The following is a 19,077-nucleotide window of genomic DNA, read 5'->3' as shown; positions in this document are numbered from 1 at the left end:
TCAAGGTAATAGGTGTGAGGTATAAACTTTTAATTGAAAAGTCCGATTATGAAAAACGATATTATTGAAAAAGCCGAAAAGGTTATTGCAAATACTTATAAAAGGCCTTCTATTGTAATTGAGAAGGGTAAGGGTTGCAAAGTCTGGGATACCGATGGAAAATCTTATATCGATTTTGTGGCAGGTGTTGCTGTATGCAGTTTAGGCCATGCTCATCCAAGGGTAGTAAAAGCGTTATGCAAACAGGCTGATATACTTTTTCACGTATCAAACCTTTACTATACTGTTCCACAGGTGGAACTTGCCGCATGGCTTGTAGAAAACAGTTTTGCAGACAAGGTTTTTTTCTGTAACAGCGGAGCTGAAGCAAATGAGGCAGCAATAAAACTGGCACGAAAATATTTCAGTGACACATGCAAAAAAGAAAGATTTAAAATAATTTCTATGGAGAGATCTTTTCATGGCCGGACAATGGCGACTTTATCTGCTACCGGGCAGCTTAAGGTAAAAAAAGGATATGATCCTATTCTAGATGGGTTTGATTTCGTACCTTTCAATGATATAGATGCCCTGGCCAATAAAATAGATGATTCAACATGTGCTGTGCTTCTTGAGCCTATTCAGGGAGAAGGTGGAGTGCGTTGCCCTGCGCCGGATTATTTAAAGAAGGTAAGAGATCTTTGTGATAAAACAGGCTCTCTTCTTATTTTTGATGAAATACAAACAGGAATAGGGCGAACCGGAAAACTTTTTGCTTATCAGCATTTTGGGGTTGAGCCGGATATAATGACCCTGGCCAAAGCTCTTGGAAACGGCCTTCCAATAGGAGCAATGCTTGCAAAAGACTTTGTTGCTTCAGCCTTTGTGCATGGCTCACACGCTTCTACTTTTGGAGGTACCCCTGTTGTGACATCTGCTGCACTTGAAGTATTAAAAGTTATTTTTGAAGAAAAAATATTAGAGCATTGTGAAAGAATCGGTGCTTATTTTATGGAAAGGCTTAAGTGGCTTAAAGGCAGGCATAATTCTATTAAAGAGTTGAGGGGGATGGGACTTATGCTTGCTGTCGAACTTGATGCTGAAGGTGAAAAGGTGGTTAATGAATGCCGGGAAAGAGGGTTTCTTGTAAACTGTATACAGGATAAAATCATCCGTTTTATTCCGCCTCTTGTTATAAGCAAAGAAGAAATTGATGCTCTCATTTTATGTCTTGATGATATATTGTAAATTAATAAATTGGCCTGTAGAGACGCAAGACTTTGCGTTTTTATTGTGTGCCGTAATGATATATTGCAGAGGATGCCTTGAAAAAAGATATAATATCCATATTGGATTTAACAAAACGAGATATTGATTATTTATTAAATCGCGCAATTGAACTTAAAGAAAAGCAGAAAAAAGGGGATTCGTACAGTCCTTTCGCAGGCAAGACTCTTGGTTTGATATTTGATAAGCCATCAACTCGAACAAGGATATCTTTTGAAGCTGCAATGATTCAGCTTGGTGGAACCCCCCTTTTTATAAGCTCCAAAGATACGCAGATTTCAAGAGATGAACCGGTAAGAGATACGGCAAGAGTGCTTTCAAGATATATTGATTGCCTTGCAATAAGAACATATTCCCAGAGTCTGCTTGAAGAGTTTGCACAATTTTCTTCAATACCGGTAATAAATGCTTTAACTGATTTATATCATCCTTGCCAGGTATTAAGCGACATAATGACTGTAATGGAGAAAAAAGGGAAATATAAAAAAATTAAAATAGCATGGATTGGTGACGGAAATAATGTTGCACATTCATGGATTAATGCAGCTGCAACATTAGGGCTTAACCTTGTTCTTGCATGTCCTAAAGGATATTTACCTGACGAAAAAATATTAAAACGAGCGCTTGACAGAGGACGTGGAGAAATTTACTTAACATCAGATCCTGTTGAAGCCGCAAAAGGTGCGGATGTTTTATATACCGATGTCTGGGCGAGCATGGGGCAGGAAGAAGAACAGAAAGCAAGAAAGCTTGCCTTTAAACCATATACGCTAAGCAGCAAACTTCTTCAGCATGCAGCAGAAGATGCTATTGTTATGCATTGTCTTCCCGCACACAGAGAAGAAGAGATCACGGAAGAAGTTCTTGAAGGCCCTAAATCAGTTGTCTGGGATCAGTCGGAAAATAAGCTGCATATGACAAAAGCTATTCTTGAAGTATTAATAAGTGGCAAATCGACTTCTTGATAGATAAAATAAATAAAACCTTAAGGGTTTAGGAGAGATATAGAGTGTCGGATAAAGTTAAAAAGGTTGTTCTGGCCTATTCGGGCGGATTGGATACTTCAGTTATTTTAAAATGGCTTATTGAAACATATCAATGCGAAGTAATAACTTTTTCCGCTGATTTGGGACAGGAAGAAGAACTCGACTATATTGATGAAAAAGCAAAAAATACCGGTGCGGTTAAAGTATATATTGATGATCTTAAAGAAACATTTGCAAAAGACTATGTTTTCCCGGCGTTTCGTGCAAATGCAATTTATGAAGGCATGTATCTTTTGGGAACATCGCTTGCAAGACCCCTTATCGCAAAACGTCAGATGGAGATTGCGAAAATTGAAGGAGCCGATGCGGTAAGCCATGGATCTACAGGAAAGGGTAATGATCAGGTCAGGTTTGAGTTAGGCTATCTTGCACATGATCCTGGCATTAAAATTATTGCCCCCTGGCGTGAATGGAATCTGGGTTCAAGAACTCTTCTTATGGAATATGCAAAAAAGCATGGTATACCGGTTCCGACCACACAGGCAAAACCTTACAGCTCTGACAGGAATCTTCTTCATATAAGCTATGAGGGAGGAGTGCTTGAAGATCCATGGAATGCACCGCCGGAAGATATGTTTACCCTTTCAGTATCACCAAAAAATGCTCCTGACAAACCGGAAATTATAGAGATAACTTTTGATAAAGGAAACCCGGTTGCTATTAATGGAGAAAAATTGTCTCCTGCAAAGCTTTTGAAAGAGCTTAACAGGCTTGGAGGAAAACACGGCATAGGAAGAATGGATCTGGTTGAAAACAGATTTGTGGGCATGAAATCGCGGGGAGTTTATGAAACACCCGGAGGCACAATACTAAGAGCAGCGCATATGGCTATTGAATCAATAACCATGGATAGAGAAGTAATGCATCTTCGGGATTCTCTGATTCCCAAGTATGCAGAACTTGTTTATAATGGTTTCTGGTTTTCGCCTGAAATGAAAATTCTACAGAGCATGATAGATGAAACACAAAAATATGTTTCCGGCACGGTTCGTATTGAGCTTTACAAAGGAAACTGTACTATTCTTGGCAGAAAATCGGATGAGTCATTATACAGCCATGATTTTGCTACTTTTGAACAAGATAGTGTGTATAGTCAGAAAGACGCTGAAGGTTTTATAAGACTTAATGCTTTGCGTTTAAGAATTCAGAGCCTGAAAAAAAGGGTTATTACATAAAAAGGGAGCCAATTTCAAAACGTTTCAGTTTGGTCAAGCTCAAGGCGGGAGAAAATTTCAACCACAGGAATACATTTAGTATTTCGAGGATTGGAATTTGAGCCCAACGCAGAGATCGGCCAAAATGGGGCGTTTAGAAACTGGCTCAAGGGATAGAAGAGGCCTTTGTATGTCAGCTAAACCATGGGATGGCAGATTCTCTCAGAAAACAGATAAGATTGTGGAAGCATTTACATCTTCTATAGATGTGGATAAAAGGCTTTATTCACATGATATACAAGGTAGTATTGCTCATTGCCGTATGCTTGTAAAAGCCTCCATAATAACGGATAAGGAAGCTTTAAGTATAATTAAAGGCCTGGAGAAAATAAAAAAAGAGATTGAAAGCGGCAAGTTCAAGTATGATGACAGCCTTGAAGATATTCATATGCATATTGAAACAAGGCTTGCAAAAGATATAGGAAAAGTTGCTTTAAAACTTCATACCGCAAGAAGCAGAAATGATCAGGTTGCTCTGGATGTAAGGATGTATCTAAGGGATGAAGTCCGAAAGATTATAAGCAGCCTTATTGGGTTACGAAAAGTTATTGTTGAGCTTTGCGAAAAAAACCCAGGTGTGATTATGCCAGGATACACGCATCTGCAAAAGGCTCAGCCGGTACTTCTTTCCCACCACCTTATGGCATACTATGAGATGTTTTTGCGCGATACCGAAAGAATGAAAGACTGTTTGAAGCGAATAAACGTTATGCCCCTGGGAAGTGCCGCTTTAGCAGGAACAACCTATCCGATTGACAGGAATTATACGGCAAAGCTTCTTGATTTTCCAAAAGTAACTGCAAACAGCATGGATTCTGTTTCAGACAGGGATTTTATAATTGAATTTATATCATCGGCTGCAATTTGCATGGTTCATTTCAGCAGGATGTCCGAAGACTTTATAATCTGGTCATCATATGAATTCGGTTTTATTGAACTCCCGGATGCTTTTGCGACAGGAAGCTCAATAATGCCGCAAAAGAAAAATCCGGATATTTGTGAACTGGCAAGGGGTAAATCAGGACGTGTATTTGGAGATCTTATTGCCATGCTCACCATCATGAAATCTTTGCCTCTATCCTACAACAGGGATATGCAGGAAGATAAGATCGCAATGTTTGATGCAGTTGATACTTTAAAGGCATGTATAGAAGTTTATACGAGGATGCTTCCTAATCTGAAAATAAATAAAGATATTATGCTTAAAGCTTGTGCTTTGGGATATTTAAATGCAACTGATATGGCCGATTACCTTGTTACAAAAAAAATGCCATTCAGAGAAGCTCATTCCTGTGCAGGAAAGGCGGTTGCTTTTGCTTTAAAAAATGGGAAAGAACTTAATGAGCTTTCTCTTAATGAAATAAAAACTTTTTCTCATCTTTTTGCTAAAGATGTTTATGATCTATTAACACCTGCCAGCATGATAAACCGCAGAACTTCATATGGTGGGACAGCGCCCCGCAATGTTATTGCCGCAGTTAAGAAAGCAAAAAAAGATATTGCGAAAGAAAAAGATATATAAACGAAAAATGACTAATTTATATAAAGTTTTCAGATACGATTTTATTATTCGGGTTCTTATTGCCATGACAATTATTTTATCTGTGTATGGTTGTGGCAAAAAGGGCCCTCCTGTTGCACCGCTGCAATTGGCTGTGCCTGTAGTAAATGAGCTCAAATCTCTTGTTGAAGGAAATAATGTCATGCTTGAATGGACTGTTCCTGAAACAAAAGAGAAAAAAGCGCCCCGGGTAACCGGATTTGTCATCTATCAGGCAAAGTATCCGGTTGCAGAAGACATATGTGAAAATTGTCCGATTAATTATAAACCTGTTGCTGAAGTTTCTGCCGATTCTGCCGGGAAGGACGGAAACATAAGGTATATTCGGCAACTTGAAAAAGGGTTTAAATATTTTTTTAAAGTTACTGCTTTTAGTAAAAATGTAACGCCGGAGAGTAGAGATTCAAATATAATAAAATTTGAATATTGATTTATAAAAAACTATTAAAGAAAATAGCGTATAACGCACACCGTTGCTATTCGGTGTTTGTGGGGAGTGTTATGGATCATTTTATTTATCAAGGCAATGAATTGTATTGTGAGAAAGTGCCTGTAAAAAAGATTGTGCAAAAAATAGGGACACCTTTATATATTTACAGTTATGCCACATTAAAACGTCATTTTACGGCTTTTAACGATGCGTTTAAGGGTGTAAATCGTTTAGTATGTTTTTCCGCAAAGGCAAACACCAACCTTGCGATATTGAAATTGTTTTCAAAGCTTGGTGGAGGCCTTGATATCGTTTCAGGAGGAGAACTTTACAAAGGATTAAAGGCCGGGTTTTCTTCAAACAAGATAGTATATTCGGGTGTGGGAAAAAGAATTGACGAAATTGACTATGCTCTTAAAACGGGCATACTTATGTTTAATGTTGAATCCCTTGAAGAGCTTGAAATTATTAACCAGAGAGCAGGGTTGCTTAAGAAAAAAGCGCCTGTTGCAATAAGGGTTAATCCTGATGTTGATCCAAAGACTCATCCGTATATTTCAACAGGTATGAAGAAGAATAAGTTTGGGATAAATATCGAATCGGCTATGGAAGCATATAAGATTGCAGCCAAACTTAAAAATGTTAAGGTAATAGGTCTTGACTGTCATATAGGTTCACAGATTACGGAAACAGGCCCTTTTAAGGATGCCTTGCGTAGTTTGAAGGTTATGATAAAAGACCTTGCGGATTTGGGTATTAATATAAAGCATCTGGATTTGGGAGGGGGGCTTGGAATAACATATAATGATGAAGAACCTCCAAATCCGGTAGAATATGCAAATGCGATAAAGGAAGTTATTGGTGATACCAAAATCAAGCTGATTTTTGAGCCCGGAAGAGTAATTGTAGGAAATGCCGGAGTACTTGTAACAAAAGTACTTTACAGAAAATCAACGGGTGTTAAGGAATTTGTCATTGTTGATGCAGGAATGAATGATCTGGTCAGGCCATCTTTATATGAAGCTTACCATGCTATCAAGCCTGTGGAAAAATCAGATAAGGAAGAGATTAAAGCTGATGTTGTAGGGCCTATTTGTGAAAGCGGTGATTTTCTGGCTCTTGACCGCAGCATACAAAAAGTTGAGCAGGGAGATTTGCTGGCTGTTATGAGTTCAGGGGCATATGGATATGTTATGTCATCAAATTATTGTTCAAGGCTTAAGATTCCGGAAGTCATGGTAAATGGCGATCAATTCCAGGTTACAAGAAAACGGCAGAAATACGAAGATCTTACTAGGGGCGAAGTCATCCCCTCTTTTTTATAAAGACTTCCAGATAAAATTTTTGGACTGCGTTATCAGTCGCCTCCCTTCGACAACGTACCAACTGTACGTTTTACTCAGGGAGGCTCCTTCTGGCCTTGCCAAAAACATTATCTGAAAGTCTTAATAGCTGAAATACTATTTGAGCAAGATATGGAAAATATTACTTTCTTTAAGATGAGCGGAAGCGGCAACGATTTTATTATAATTGACAACAGAAACAATGTGGTTGAGGTAAAAGATCTGAAGTCATTTATAACAAAGGTTTGTGCGCGAAGAATGTCTGTGGGTGCCGATGGTTTTATACTGATTGAAAATGATGATTCGGCTGATTTTAAATGGCAATTTTTTAATTCGGATGGCAGCAGAGCGGAGATGTGCGGAAACGGTGCAAGATGTGCGGCACGGTTTGCTTACATGAATAAGATTGCAGGCCCTGATATGTCTTTTGTAACCGATGCCGGTATTGTTCATGCCAGGGTACTTGACGGCAGGGTAAAAGTAAACATGATGGAGCCTTCCGTTTGTAAATATGATTATCAGATTCAGCTTAAAGACGGCCCGATTACGGTTTCAAGCTTAAATACAGGTGTTCCTCATGTAGTTATAATAGCAGATGATCTGGAAAATATTGATGTTGTCAATATCGGCAGGGAGATAAGGTTTCATGAAAACTATGCTCCTGCCGGAACAAATGTGAATTTTATATCCGGGATAAAAGACAAGACAATATATATAAGAACGTATGAAAGAGGCGTTGAAGATGAAACTCTTGCCTGCGGCACAGGTTCAATTGCATCAGCACTTGTTGTAGCGTATAAAAACAAGATTGAATCTCCGGTAAATGTAATAACAAGAAGTAAAGGAGTTCTTGCTATTCATTACAAACAGGATAATGGAAGATTTTATGATATTTATCTTGAAGGTGATGCCAGGGTCATATACAAAGGGGAGTTGGGGAAAGATGCCTGGCAATACTAACTTTTTTATTTAAGGGATGAATTAAAATATAATGATTACAATCGAAAAATCTGAAAGATTAAAAAGCCTTCCTCCTTATTTGTTTAAGGAAATTGACAGACAAAAAGATGAAGTCAAAAAACGTGGTGTGGATATAATAAGCCTTGGCGTCGGAGATCCTGACATGCCCACACCTCCTCATATAATTGAAGCTTTACACAAAGCTGCTTTGGATCCTAAAAATCATCAGTATCCTTCATATACCGGAATGTACGAATTTAATAATGCCGTTTCCAGATGGTATAAGAAAAGATTTAATGTTTCTCTTGATCCTGCCAAAGAAGTAGTGACTCTCATTGGATCTAAAGAAGGTATCGCGCATATTCCTTTGGCCTTTATTAATCAGGGAGATGTAGCGCTTGTAGCTAGTCCGGGTTATCCTGTGCCCAATATAGCTGTGCAATTCGCAGGAGGTCATCCTTATCTTATGGATTTAAAGAAAGAAAACGATTTTCTTCCCGATCTTGATGCCATTCCTGAGGATATAGCAAAAAAAGCAAAGCTCATGTTTATAAATTACCCTAATAATCCGACTTCAGCAGTTGCAACTGATGAATTTTTCAAACAAGTTGTGCTATATGCTGAGAAAAACAATATAATAGTATGCCATGATGCGGCTTATACCGAAATGGCGTTTGATGGTTATAAACCACCCAGTTTCCTTGAAACAGATGGTGCTAAAGAAGTTGGTATTGAATTTCATTCGCTTTCCAAAACTTATAATATGACAGGATGGCGTTTGGGTTGTGCTGTGGGTAGAGCGGAAGTAATAGACGGGCTGGGGCAGATAAAAAGCAATATTGATTCGGGTGCATTTCAGGCCGTCCAGCTTGCAGGTATTGCCGCTCTTGACGGGGATCAGGCCTGTGTCGAAGAAATGAATATTGAATATACAAAACGCCGTGATATTTTAGTTGATGGCCTGACTGGCCTCGGGCTTTCGGTTAAAAAGCCGCAAGCTACCTTTTATGTGTGGGTTGATGTTCCGAAAGGTTATACTTCAGCACAATTTACAAGCCTTCTTTTATCAAAAACAGGTATAGTAGTAACTCCGGGCAATGGGTTCGGATCTGCCGGAGAAGGTTATATCCGCATGGCTCTTACAGTTGGACAAGAGAGAATGAAAGAAGTAGTTGAAAGAATACGATCTCTTGAGTTTTAATTCGCAGGTTAGCCGGTATTATTAATGTGAAAAAACATACTGCGTATATTTCTGTAGGGTCCAACATCGGAGACAAGCTTTTAAATTGTAAACAAGGTGTAGAAGCGCTGGCTGATTCGGGATATGTCACTATTTCCGCATGGTCACATTTTTATAAAACTTCTCCTGTTGATTATAAGGATCAGGACTGGTTTATAAATGCAGTAGTAAAAATTGAAACTGATCTTAAGCCTTCTGACCTTTTAAAAAAGATGCTTTCTGTTCAGCAAAAAGCAGGGCGTGGAAAAGACAAAGTGCGCTTTGGTCCGCGTATTCTTGATCTTGATATTATATTGTATGATGATTTGGTTTTTAATTTGCCGGACATTACAATACCGCATCCCAGGATGCATAACAGGCTGTTTGTTTTAAAACCTCTTTGCGATATAGATTCATCCATTATTCATCCTGTTTTTAAAAAAGATATTAAACATCTGCTCGACAATCTTGATGATAGTGAGCAGAAGATTATTAAATTGTAATTTGTTTATCTGACTGGTTAAATATATGAGTAAATTAATAATATATATTTTACTGTTTTTTTGCGGCTATAAGATGTTGAAGTATTTGATGACTCCTTCTGCATCTTCAGACAGTAAAACTGACAGTAAATCTGATGCAGCTGATAAGCTATCAGATAACTTAATGATAAAAGACCCGGTATGTGAAGTATATTTTCCTAAAAAAGAAGGTATATTTTTAAATTATGGTGGCCAGGAAATGTACTTTTGCAGTACTGAGTGCAGAGATAAATTTATTAAGCAAAATTCAAATAAAAGCTGATAGAGTAAACACGGTTTCTTTGGTATTATAAAAAAAGCGTTGCATAAGGAGGGTTTATTATGAAATTTTTCATTGATACGGCTAATATTAATGAAATAAAAGAAGCAAACAGTATGGGTATGGTTGATGGAGTTACAACCAATCCGTCTCTCATTGCCAAAGAGGGACGTGTTTTAGAAGATGTTATAAAAGATATCTGCAAGATCATTGACGGGCCGATAAGTGCTGAGGTTATAAGCCTTGATGCAAAAGGAATGGTAAAAGAAGCTAAAGAGCTATCTTTAATTCATACCAATGTGGTTGTAAAGATTCCGATGACGGTTGACGGCCTTAAGGCTACAAGGACGCTTACGGACAAAGGGATAAAAACAAACGTTACTTTGATATTTTCACCTCTCCAGGCTCTAATGGCTGCAAAAGCCGGTGCGACTTATGTGAGTCCTTTTGTAGGCCGCCTTGATGATATTTCACATGACGGTCTTCTTTTGGTAGAACAGATTGTAGATATATACGATAACTATGCCTATGAAACGGAAATTATTGTGGCAAGTGTTCGTGATCCGCTTCATGTTCTTGAATCCGCTTTGCTTGGGGCTGACATTGCTACTATTCCTTTTAACGTTCTGGCAAAGCTTGCTTCCCATCCCCTTACAGATAAGGGTATAAAGGCTTTTCTGGACGACTGGAAGAAATCGAAAAAAACAAAAAAATAATACTTTAGGATAATAGCATGACGAACAGCAGACTTTTATATATATTGAAGCATCCAAACAGCTTGACAATATATAGAATGGCTGCAATTCCTGCTATTGTCATATTTTTGTTTTTTCCAAACAAATATTGTACTTTAACTGCGGCATTGATATTCAGTGCCGCAGCTATTACCGACTATTTAGACGGCTATCTGGCAAGACGTTGGGGACTTGTTTCAAATATAGGTAAATTCATGGACCCCCTTGCAGATAAGCTGCTAGTCTCATGCTCCTGTATTATGATGACTTCTTTAGGCTGGATACCTGCCTGGGTTGTTTGTATTATCATCGGGCGCGAACTTGCGGTTACAGGACTAAGAAGTATTATTGCCGAAAACGGTCAGGATGTAGCTGCCTCAAACCTGGGAAAATATAAAACCGGCTTTCAGATTGCAGCAATTATTCCTCTTTTAATGCACTACCCGTTTCTTGGGATAAATCTTCACGCAATCGGAATGGTCTTTCTTTGGGGAGCGCTTGTTATGACTGTTTGGTCGGGCTTAGATTATTTTATTCACTTCTGGAGGCTTTTTAAAGTATAGATTTTTACTGTAAGTCAGCACATTAACCGTTCTTTATAAAATATAGAAAAGGTCCTTTTTCCTGGATAGCGAAAGATAGATGATTTCACCAAAATAAAGGAGATGATTCTAAAATGATTCGGAAGACAATAGGCTTGATCATCAGTTTGCTGTTTATCTTTAATTCGGCCTTTGCTTTTGATGAACAAAAAGCAAAGGCTGATTACAAAGGTGCTAATTTTGGAGTTGCTTCCATTAAAGAGAGTGTGTATGAAAACGCTCCCGCAATTACCATAAGTTTTACTGCCCCTTTGTCAAAGGATCGCCTGAAAGACCAATATGTGACACTTGAAGGTGGTGAATCCGATCATTGGATAATCAGTGAGGATCGCACCAAACTGATATTTCCTTTTGTTGCACCTCAAACAGACTATAGCGTTCATGTTTCCAGTGAGATCCGGGACTTGAACGGTCAAAAACTAAATCATTCCGAAAGTAAAAATCTCAAAACCCTTAGCCTGACTCCCTCGGTCAACTTTACATCAGGCGGTCATATTTTAAGCAGTTCAAGCCCCAAAAGATTACCTGTCACCACTTTAAACATTGACGAGGTAAATATCGATTTTTTTGCTGTGGACAATTCCAAAATCCCTGGGTTAATCCATAATATGGGCCGAAACGGAAGCAACTGGTACCACACGGTTAACCGCGTCAACCAGTACGGGAAGCTGATCCATTCCGGCCGTTTTGAATTAAAACCGAGAAAAAATCAGCGAACGGAATACAATATTGATTTAGAGGGTATCGACAGCTTAAAAGCGCCCGGTCTTTATGTTGCTGTAATGAACAAACCAGGAATCTATGACGGCAACTTTGAATACTCGTATTTTATGCAGACCAATATTGGTTTGCATCTTCGTCTCTATGATAAAAGCTTTGATGTTTACGCCCAGGATATTACAAGCGGTAAACCCATTGCAAACGTTAAAATCGAAGTCACCAATTTAGACGGTACGGTTATCGAAACTGGAAATACCGATGAAAACGGCAGGGCCAGTTTTCATATAACATCTGATCAGCATTATATTATTGCCGCTAAAGAAGATCAAATTTCCGTATTGCCGTTAAAACGCGACGCTCTTGATCTTTCTGGCCTGAAAAACGTTGTTACCACACATAGCGAATACCAGATCTACCCATGGGGGCCGCGAAACCTTTACAGGCCTTCGGAAAAAATTGAGGTAAAAATGCTGGTTCGCAACTACGATGGCAAACTCCCGCCATCAATGCCCCTTGCTTACACCCTGTATAAACCAAACGGCGACAAAGTCTCATCGGATCAAATCCAACCAACCAAACAGGGTTTTTACACCTTTGAGTATCAAACAGATGACACCAGCCAGACAGGAACCTATCATCTGAAACTCTCCTTTGGGGCCACAAACACGGTAAGTTACTACTTCAAGGTTGAGGAATTTTTGCCGGAACGTCTCGATCTTGAGCTGTTTGACGGAGATGTGAATAAAAAGCGAATCATAGCAAAAAAGGAACTGGTTGAAGTGCCGATCAGTTCACGTTATCTTTATGGTGCTCCCGCATCCGGTAACAAGGCCGACGGTTTTGTGGTTGCTGGGATTGACATACATCCCTTTGAAGATCTGAAAACATTTTCTTTTGGTGATACCAGTGAAAAGATTGGATATGAACGCCAAAAATTTACTGAGATAAACCTGGCAGATGACGGAACCGGTTTGCTTACCATGGAAAACAAATGGTCGGCAATGAAATCTCCTGTGAGCTTAAATATTAATGCCAGTGTTTACGAAACCGGAGGGCGCCCTGTTACAAGGCACAGCTCATTGACCATGTTAAGCGGCGATCACTTTATCGGGATAGAGCCCCAGTTTAAAGAAAAACCTGATGCCAACAGCACAGTTGAAATCAAAGTGGGATGTGTTAACAGAGATGGGAAATGGATAAAAAATAAATCTTTGCAGGTATCCCTGATTCGCCAGGATCGTAACTGGTATTGGCGCCAGAACAGCGGTCGGGGTTGGCACTGGGCCTGGGATGAAACCCCGGTTGTAGTATTTTCAAAAACTGTGAATATAAACAAAACCGAAACCGCCATAGTTAGTTTGCCCATAAGCTGGGGTAGTTATAGAATTGAAGTTAGCGATGGTGATTCTCTGACCAGTTACCATTTTCAAACCGCCTGGTCCTGGTGGAATAATTCCGGCAATAGCAATGCACAGAAACCGGACCAGATTAGTTTGGGATTCGAGAATGCCGGTTACAAGCCGGGTGATCTTGCCAAACTTCGTATCAATCCGCCACAGGATGGTTTGGCTTTGATTACAGTTGAAAGCTCTGAAGGGGTTTTGCTCACAAAATACATGCCTGTGAAATCCGAAGGGACTGATGTTGATATCCGGACAGATAAATCCTGGGACCGGCATGATCTTTATGCATCGGTTATGGTGATTCGTCCGGGTGATATGGATAAAACTCCCGTACCCACCCGGTCTTTTGGCATGGTACATTTACCTTTAAAACGTGATAACGCATTATTGAATGTTGAAATAACCGCTCCCGAGCAGGTGGAACCAAGCAAAAGAGTCAACGCAAAAATAAAGGTTACTTCCGATTATCCCCTGCCTGCCAACACAAGAGTAGTTGTTTCATTGGTAGACGTGGGTATCCTCAATATTACCCGTTTTAAAACCCCTGATGCAGGCTCATATTTTTTCGGCTCCCGCCGTTATAACATAGACCTCTACGACAACTATGGGCAGGTGATCGATAATCTTGGACCTAAAACCGTACTTCAGCGTTTTGGAGGGGGTTTTGCAGAGTCTGATGCTGACATTGCCAGAGGAGGCGACAAACCAAAATCCGAAGTACTTATGGTTTCGTTTTTCTCCGAACCGCTGCCAGTAGATGAAAATGGAGAAGTTGAGGCGGGTTTTGACGTCCCCAATTTCAACGGGAAACTTCGCTGGATGGTTATGGCCTTTGCGGATGAGCAGTTTGGCAAGACGGACGCGGATACAAAGGTAGCAGACAAGATCGTCACCCAGCTGTCAATGCCGAGATTTTTGGCATTAGGCGATAAATCCATAATTGCCTTGGATTTGCGCAATATGAGCGGTACACTCCAGCAGTTATCCTTGGAGATGGATATTGATGGTTCCCTGAGGCAGCTCTCGGAGAAAAAGTCCATCTCGTTAAATGATAATGAAAAAATCACACTGCGTTTCCCCATAGAAGCAATCGCAAATTCCGGCCAGGGTGAGATGAAACTTCACCTCTATAATGAGGATAAAGAGATAGAGATTAACCGCACCTGGCGTTTGGGTGTGCGTTCACCCTATCCTTCGATTACCCGCACATCCTTTGCTGTGATTGCACCAAATTCAAACTGGAAACCGGAATTACCGACCGATGACCTGGTGCCTGAAACAGTTGGTTTTCAAATGACCTTATCAAACAAACCACCCATAGACTTAGCCAGCCATTTCACATATCTTCTTCACTATCCCTATGGATGCCTCGAACAATCCACAAGCTCCGGTTATCCGTGGGTGTTGGCTACACCTGAAGCAATCAGTGAGATGGGTTTGAGCAAACAGGTAAAAAATCAGTTTAATCGTGACTATGATGAACAATTCCGCGCGATACAGATTGAAGCTGCCGTTCGCCTTGTTCTGGATCGTCAAAAAAGCAATGGCGGTTTTGGTCTGTGGTCATCTGATAGTCCTGAGGAAAAGTGGCTTACTGTTTATGCCGCAGAATTTTTAAACGACGCCAAAAGGGCGGGTGCTTCCGTAAGTGCGGATTCATTGCAAAATACAAATGTAAGATTAAGAAAATATCTGCACGGCGATTTTCCGAAAAATCACAATCGCTGGAGCGAAAATATCGATCACTATGAATTTGCCTTCAGGAGCTATGCAGGATACGTGCTGGCAAAAGCCGGTCTGGTAGGGTTAAGCGATTTGAGGCGTTTAGCTGAACAGTATGAAGGCAAAACCAATGATGATGGATTAAGCTGGCAATATATGGCCGCATCTTTTAAATTGGCCGGTGACGCTAAAAATGCCGATACATGTTTTAATCTGGCAATGAAAGAGCGCGAACGTCCCAAATACAGTTACTATGGTGAATATGGTTCCAATGTGCGTGACCTGGCCCGAATCACCGAGCTTGTGCTGGCCCACGGTTTTGAAGGCAGCGGAAACCTGCTTTTGGATTTGACCAATGCTGTGAAAGAGAGACAATGGTTGAGCACCCAGGAGCGAATCTCACTATTTAGAACCGCTTTGTTAATGGAAAAATCAGGTGGTGATACCTGGGGGGCAACCCTTGTTACCGATCAGTTGGAGCAAAAACTTGAGCGAAACAGAGCTTTTAACACCCTCTTTGACCTTAAAACCTATCAAAGTCTGCAAAAAATTGAAGCCGGCAGCAATACTCTCTACGCGAATATGACGCTGGTGGGTGAGTCTGAAAAAGCTCCTGAACCTCAATTTAATGAAATAACTATCACGCGAAAGTTTTATGACACTAATGGAAATTCGCTGATACTTGATCAGATGAAATCCGGTGAACTGGCGGTAGTACAGCTTGACATATCCTCAAAAAAACGTACTCCCGACGGATTGGTAGTTGATCTGCTGCCTGCCGGAGTGGAAATAGAAAATCAAAATCTGGGTGTTGCCTCCATCAAACTGGATGAGATCAAGATAGACGGCAAAACCATTGGCGAGATTAAAAAAACGGAATATGTAATACATGAAGAGTTTCGGGATGATCGTTATGTGGCTGCCATAAACATCGATACCTATAGAAGTATAACGCTCTTTTATTTGATAAGGGCGGTGACTCCGGGTGTTTATAAAATGCCATGCAGTTATGTTGAAGATATGTACAGGCCTTATCGGTTTGCCATTGGCGCCACCCAGGGGCAGATAGAGATATTTGAATAAAGCATCATGAGACGATATTTTTTTAGAGCCCCGGAGTTTAAACGCCCCGGGGTTCTCTTCTTATTTCTTCTTATTTCCGTACTTTTCTTTACCGCGTTTATTATCATAGATAAGCTTTATCCTGTTAATTTAAACCCAAAAACACAAACCTGTGTTATCCTCGCCAAAGATGGCACTCCCCTGCGCTCTTTTGCCGATGCAAATGGAGTCTGGCGTTATCCCGTAACTGTGGATGAGGTTTCCCCATATTATATCGAAGCACTGCTTGGATATGAAGATCGATGGTTTTACTATCACCCAGGCATCAATCCATTTTCTCTGTTGCGGGCATCCTTTCAGTTGCTGACAAGCGGCAAGGTGATTTCGGGAGGTTCAACACTGACCATGCAGGTGGCGCGATTAAAGCGGCCTGTGCCGAAGAGTATTTCAGGAAAACTCAGGCAGATTTTTACCGCCTTTCAGCTTGAATGGCATTTCAAAAAAGACGAGATACTGAATTACTACTTAAATCACGCCCCTTTTGGTGGTACATTCGAAGGTGTTCAGGCGGCAAGCTACGCTTATTTCGATCACGGAGCAAAAGATCTTACCCATGCACAGGCAGCGTTATTGGCGGTTATGCCCCAGGCCCCTAGCCGTTACCGCCCGGATCGCTATCCCACGAAAGCCCGGCAGGCAAGGGATAAGCTGCTGGAGAGATTGGGATACTTTGATATCTGGCCCAAAGATATGATAGAAGAGGCAAAAGAGGAGCAGGTGACCGGATGGCCCATTGAAACCAAAATGAATGCGCCGTTGCTTGCAAGGCGTTTGCATAGTCAAACCCTGGCGGAAAAGATTCGGATCAGTACCCTTATAGACTATCATCTGCAAATTGCCTTTGAACAACTGGCTATGGATTATGCTGCGAATCTCCCCCCACATCTGTCCGTATCAATTCTGGCAATGAATAACCAAACCGGTGGAGTTGAGGCATACGTTGGTTCAGCGGATTTCTTGAATGAATCCCGCTTTGGCCATGTTGATATGGTTAAAGCAATACGATCACCAGGTTCAACAATTAAACCTTTTATCTATGGTATGGCTTTGGACCAGGGATTGATTCACTCCCAGAGCATGTTAATGGATATACCGATTCTGTTTGGAGATTATCAGCCTGTAAATTTTAATCGTAGTTTCAGCGGTCCTGTTAGCGTTGCAAAAGCCCTGTCGCAATCACTTAACCTGCCTGCAGTCCAGCTGTTCGATCACCTTGGGCCCCGTTTCTTTTACGCCAGGATGATCAACAGCGGCTTTAAAATAAAACTTCCCCAAGGGGCAAGTCCCAACCTCTCCATGGCCCTGGGAGGTTTTGCAGCAAGCCTGGAAGATCTTCTAATGGTTTACTCCTGTCTGGGGCGTGGCGGAGAAACCATAAAACCGAGATTTACCAGGGATTCAAAAATCATTCAAACAAGATTACTCTCCAAGGGAGCTGCCTGGATCATTCATGAAACACTTGTGCCTGAGAGGGGCAGAGAGATTCGTGACAGGGATAAACTCTTTGCAGTTAAGACCGGCACTAGCTATGGGTTTCGCGATGCATGGGCTTTGGGAGTGGATAAGGGGTATACCGTTGGCGTCTGGGTTGGCCGCCCCGACGGCACGCCGGTACCGGGGCATTACGGAGCACAAACCGCAACGCCGTTATTAAAAATGGCGTTTCAACTTCTTCCCCGGCATCAAAATCGGATTAAAAGACCGGATTCAGTTACCGGATGTAAAATATGCTGGCCGGGCGGTCAACTCGCAAAATATAATCAAGATACTAAGAAATATAACTGTAAAGAGCCAAGAAACGCCTGGATGCTGGACCGGACAGCCCCTAAAACTTTAACATCAACAAGGCAGACCATAGGCCCGGCGGTTATAGAACTGAATCTGCAATTAACCAAAGACAGACGATATCGCATTCCAGGTGGATGCAACGTGGCTGAACCTATGATTCGGACAAGAGTAGAGCTGTGGCCAAAGGCTTTGGAGAGCTGGTTGCCGACATCCTCACGCCGACATAAATTGATTCCCCCCATATCCCCCGGCTGCCCGCAAATATCTGATGTTATTATTGAGGAACCCATTGCAATCGAGGGTATAACCGATAAAGATATGATCATTAAAAAAGATAAAAGCAGTAATTACCCTGTGTTTGATTTAAAGGTACAAGGAGGCAATGGGCCTTGGTACTGGTTCGAAAATTCAATCATGAAAAAAGAGGGAAAAGCATTTAAGTTCGCTCCCCAGCATGCCGGCCAATACCAGCTGCTGGTTGTAGATCAAAGCGGAGCTATAGATCAAGTTGGAGTGGAGGTGTTTTGAAAGAGCCGATAAGATTTTATAACCTTTGTCGTTAAAATGAAATAGAAGATTATCTCTTATTGACTATCTTTTATCACCTTTAATGCTTCTTCAAATATAACATTTAATTTCAAAGTCATATCTGCTGCTTCATTAAGTAACAGGTCAACTTTATCCATATCATTTTCTTTTACTTTTTTAGCCCAATCCTTGTATGTTTCACTGTGATCGGTGTTATGTTTAATCCAGTGTTCCAATAATTTTACCATTTTTTCATCAAAAGATAATTCCGAAGATGAATCATGGCTATGATGGTGGTGATTATCGTGATTATGGCTATGATCATGAGACATTTTTTTGCTCCTTAATTTTAAATTAAATATAATTTTTCATTCTTAATATAAAAAAAAGTTTCTGTCACTTTAATTATTTTGTAATTTCATTACAGAACATCGCATACTTGAATATTGACATACAATAATTATCTATATAAATTTCAGAGCCAGTTTCAAAACGCCCCATTTTGGCCGATCTCTGCGTTGGGCTCAAATTTCAATCCTCGAAATACTCAATGTATTCCTGTGGTTGAAATTTTCGCCCGCCTTGAGCTTGACCAAACTGAAACGTTTTGAAAGTGGC

15 protein-coding genes are annotated in these 19,077 nt (G+C 40.6%); 14 read left to right on the top strand and 1 reads right to left on the bottom strand.

Annotation, left to right across the window (positions count from 1 at the left end; genetic code table 11):
* Positions 1-48 precede the first annotated feature (48 nt).
* The 14 genes from KKC46_11445 (at position 49) to pbpC (ending at position 18,459) form a co-directional block, all read left to right on the top strand.
* On the top strand, positions 49-1,227 hold the full coding sequence (locus KKC46_11445; protein MBU1054428.1) for an acetylornithine transaminase: 1,179 nt from the start codon (positions 49-51) through the stop codon (positions 1,225-1,227).
* Positions 1,228-1,304: 77 nt separating this feature from the next.
* Positions 1,305-2,231: an ornithine carbamoyltransferase gene (argF, locus tag KKC46_11440; GenBank protein ID MBU1054427.1), complete on the top strand. Its 927-nt coding sequence runs from the start codon at positions 1,305-1,307 to the stop codon at positions 2,229-2,231.
* A gap of 44 nt (positions 2,232-2,275) precedes the next feature.
* Positions 2,276-3,487 (top strand): argininosuccinate synthase, encoded by a 1,212-nt coding sequence (locus tag KKC46_11435; GenBank protein MBU1054426.1) that lies wholly within the window; start codon positions 2,276-2,278, stop codon positions 3,485-3,487.
* 169 nt (positions 3,488-3,656) lie between these two features.
* Positions 3,657-5,048 carry an argininosuccinate lyase gene (gene argH / locus KKC46_11430; GenBank protein MBU1054425.1) on the top strand — a complete coding sequence of 464 codons (1,392 nt, stop codon included), beginning with the start codon at positions 3,657-3,659 and terminating at the stop codon, positions 5,046-5,048.
* 7 nt (positions 5,049-5,055) lie between these two features.
* A complete protein-coding gene (locus KKC46_11425) occupies positions 5,056-5,517 on the top strand; it encodes a hypothetical protein (GenBank protein ID MBU1054424.1) in 462 nt (153 codons plus the stop codon).
* 71 nt (positions 5,518-5,588) lie between these two features.
* Positions 5,589-6,842, top strand: a complete 1,254-nt coding sequence (lysA, locus tag KKC46_11420; GenBank protein MBU1054423.1) for a diaminopimelate decarboxylase — start codon at positions 5,589-5,591, stop codon at positions 6,840-6,842.
* 150 nt (positions 6,843-6,992) lie between these two features.
* Positions 6,993-7,820 carry a diaminopimelate epimerase gene (gene dapF, locus KKC46_11415; protein ID MBU1054422.1) on the top strand — a complete coding sequence of 276 codons (828 nt, stop codon included), beginning with the start codon at positions 6,993-6,995 and terminating at the stop codon, positions 7,818-7,820.
* A 40-nt stretch (positions 7,821-7,860) separates the two neighbouring features.
* A complete protein-coding gene (locus KKC46_11410) occupies positions 7,861-9,021 on the top strand; it encodes an LL-diaminopimelate aminotransferase (protein ID MBU1054421.1) in 1,161 nt (386 codons plus the stop codon).
* 26 nt (positions 9,022-9,047) lie between these two features.
* The gene (gene folK / locus KKC46_11405) at positions 9,048-9,542 is read left to right on the top strand and encodes a 2-amino-4-hydroxy-6-hydroxymethyldihydropteridine diphosphokinase (GenBank protein ID MBU1054420.1); all 495 of its coding nucleotides are present in this window, start codon (positions 9,048-9,050) and stop codon (positions 9,540-9,542) included.
* Between the two features lie 25 nt (positions 9,543-9,567).
* Positions 9,568-9,843 (top strand): YHS domain-containing protein, encoded by a 276-nt coding sequence (locus KKC46_11400; protein MBU1054419.1) that lies wholly within the window; start codon positions 9,568-9,570, stop codon positions 9,841-9,843.
* A 59-nt stretch (positions 9,844-9,902) separates the two neighbouring features.
* Complete coding sequence (gene fsa, locus KKC46_11395; protein MBU1054418.1) at positions 9,903-10,556, top strand: fructose-6-phosphate aldolase; 654 nt, start codon at positions 9,903-9,905, stop codon at positions 10,554-10,556.
* A gap of 17 nt (positions 10,557-10,573) precedes the next feature.
* Positions 10,574-11,137, top strand: a complete 564-nt coding sequence (gene pgsA / locus KKC46_11390) for a CDP-diacylglycerol--glycerol-3-phosphate 3-phosphatidyltransferase (protein ID MBU1054417.1) — start codon at positions 10,574-10,576, stop codon at positions 11,135-11,137.
* A 113-nt stretch (positions 11,138-11,250) separates the two neighbouring features.
* Entirely contained in the window at positions 11,251-16,104 is a 4,854-nt protein-coding gene (locus KKC46_11385) for an alpha-2-macroglobulin family protein (GenBank protein ID MBU1054416.1), read from the top strand.
* A gap of 6 nt (positions 16,105-16,110) precedes the next feature.
* Positions 16,111-18,459 (top strand): penicillin-binding protein 1C, encoded by a 2,349-nt coding sequence (pbpC, locus tag KKC46_11380; protein MBU1054415.1) that lies wholly within the window; start codon positions 16,111-16,113, stop codon positions 18,457-18,459.
* A 56-nt stretch (positions 18,460-18,515) separates the two neighbouring features.
* Here the strand turns inward: pbpC and KKC46_11375 are convergent, their stop codons facing one another.
* Positions 18,516-18,791, bottom strand: a complete 276-nt coding sequence (locus KKC46_11375; GenBank protein MBU1054414.1) for a hypothetical protein — start codon at positions 18,789-18,791, stop codon at positions 18,516-18,518.
* Between the last annotated feature and the right edge of the window lie 286 nt (positions 18,792-19,077).

The sequence above is a fragment of the Pseudomonadota bacterium genome (assembly GCA_018817425.1).
In the GTDB taxonomy this organism is placed as follows: Bacteria; Desulfobacterota; Desulfobacteria; order Desulfobacterales; family RPRI01; genus RPRI01.
The sequence above is the reverse complement of the archived record's forward strand: the minus strand, read 5'-3'. Positions and strand labels throughout refer to the sequence as shown.

Excerpts from the sequence above, each read along its gene's own strand:
- KKC46_11445 (MBU1054428.1), top strand. The coding sequence starts at position 49 with ATGAAAAACGATATTATTGAAAAAGCCGAAAAGGTTATTGCAAATACT.
- argH (MBU1054425.1), top strand. The coding sequence starts at position 3,657 with ATGTCAGCTAAACCATGGGATGGCAGATTCTCTCAGAAAACAGATAAG.
- KKC46_11425 (MBU1054424.1), top strand. The coding sequence starts at position 5,056 with ATGACTAATTTATATAAAGTTTTCAGATACGATTTTATTATTCGGGTT.
- lysA (MBU1054423.1), top strand. The coding sequence starts at position 5,589 with ATGGATCATTTTATTTATCAAGGCAATGAATTGTATTGTGAGAAAGTG.
- dapF (MBU1054422.1), top strand. The coding sequence starts at position 6,993 with ATGGAAAATATTACTTTCTTTAAGATGAGCGGAAGCGGCAACGATTTT.
- KKC46_11400 (MBU1054419.1), top strand. The coding sequence starts at position 9,568 with ATGAGTAAATTAATAATATATATTTTACTGTTTTTTTGCGGCTATAAG.
- fsa (MBU1054418.1), top strand. The coding sequence starts at position 9,903 with ATGAAATTTTTCATTGATACGGCTAATATTAATGAAATAAAAGAAGCA.
- pgsA (MBU1054417.1), top strand. The coding sequence starts at position 10,574 with ATGACGAACAGCAGACTTTTATATATATTGAAGCATCCAAACAGCTTG.
- KKC46_11385 (MBU1054416.1), top strand. The coding sequence starts at position 11,251 with ATGATTCGGAAGACAATAGGCTTGATCATCAGTTTGCTGTTTATCTTT.
- pbpC (MBU1054415.1), top strand. The coding sequence starts at position 16,111 with ATGAGACGATATTTTTTTAGAGCCCCGGAGTTTAAACGCCCCGGGGTT.
- KKC46_11375 (MBU1054414.1), bottom strand. The coding sequence starts at position 18,791 with ATGTCTCATGATCATAGCCATAATCACGATAATCACCACCATCATAGC.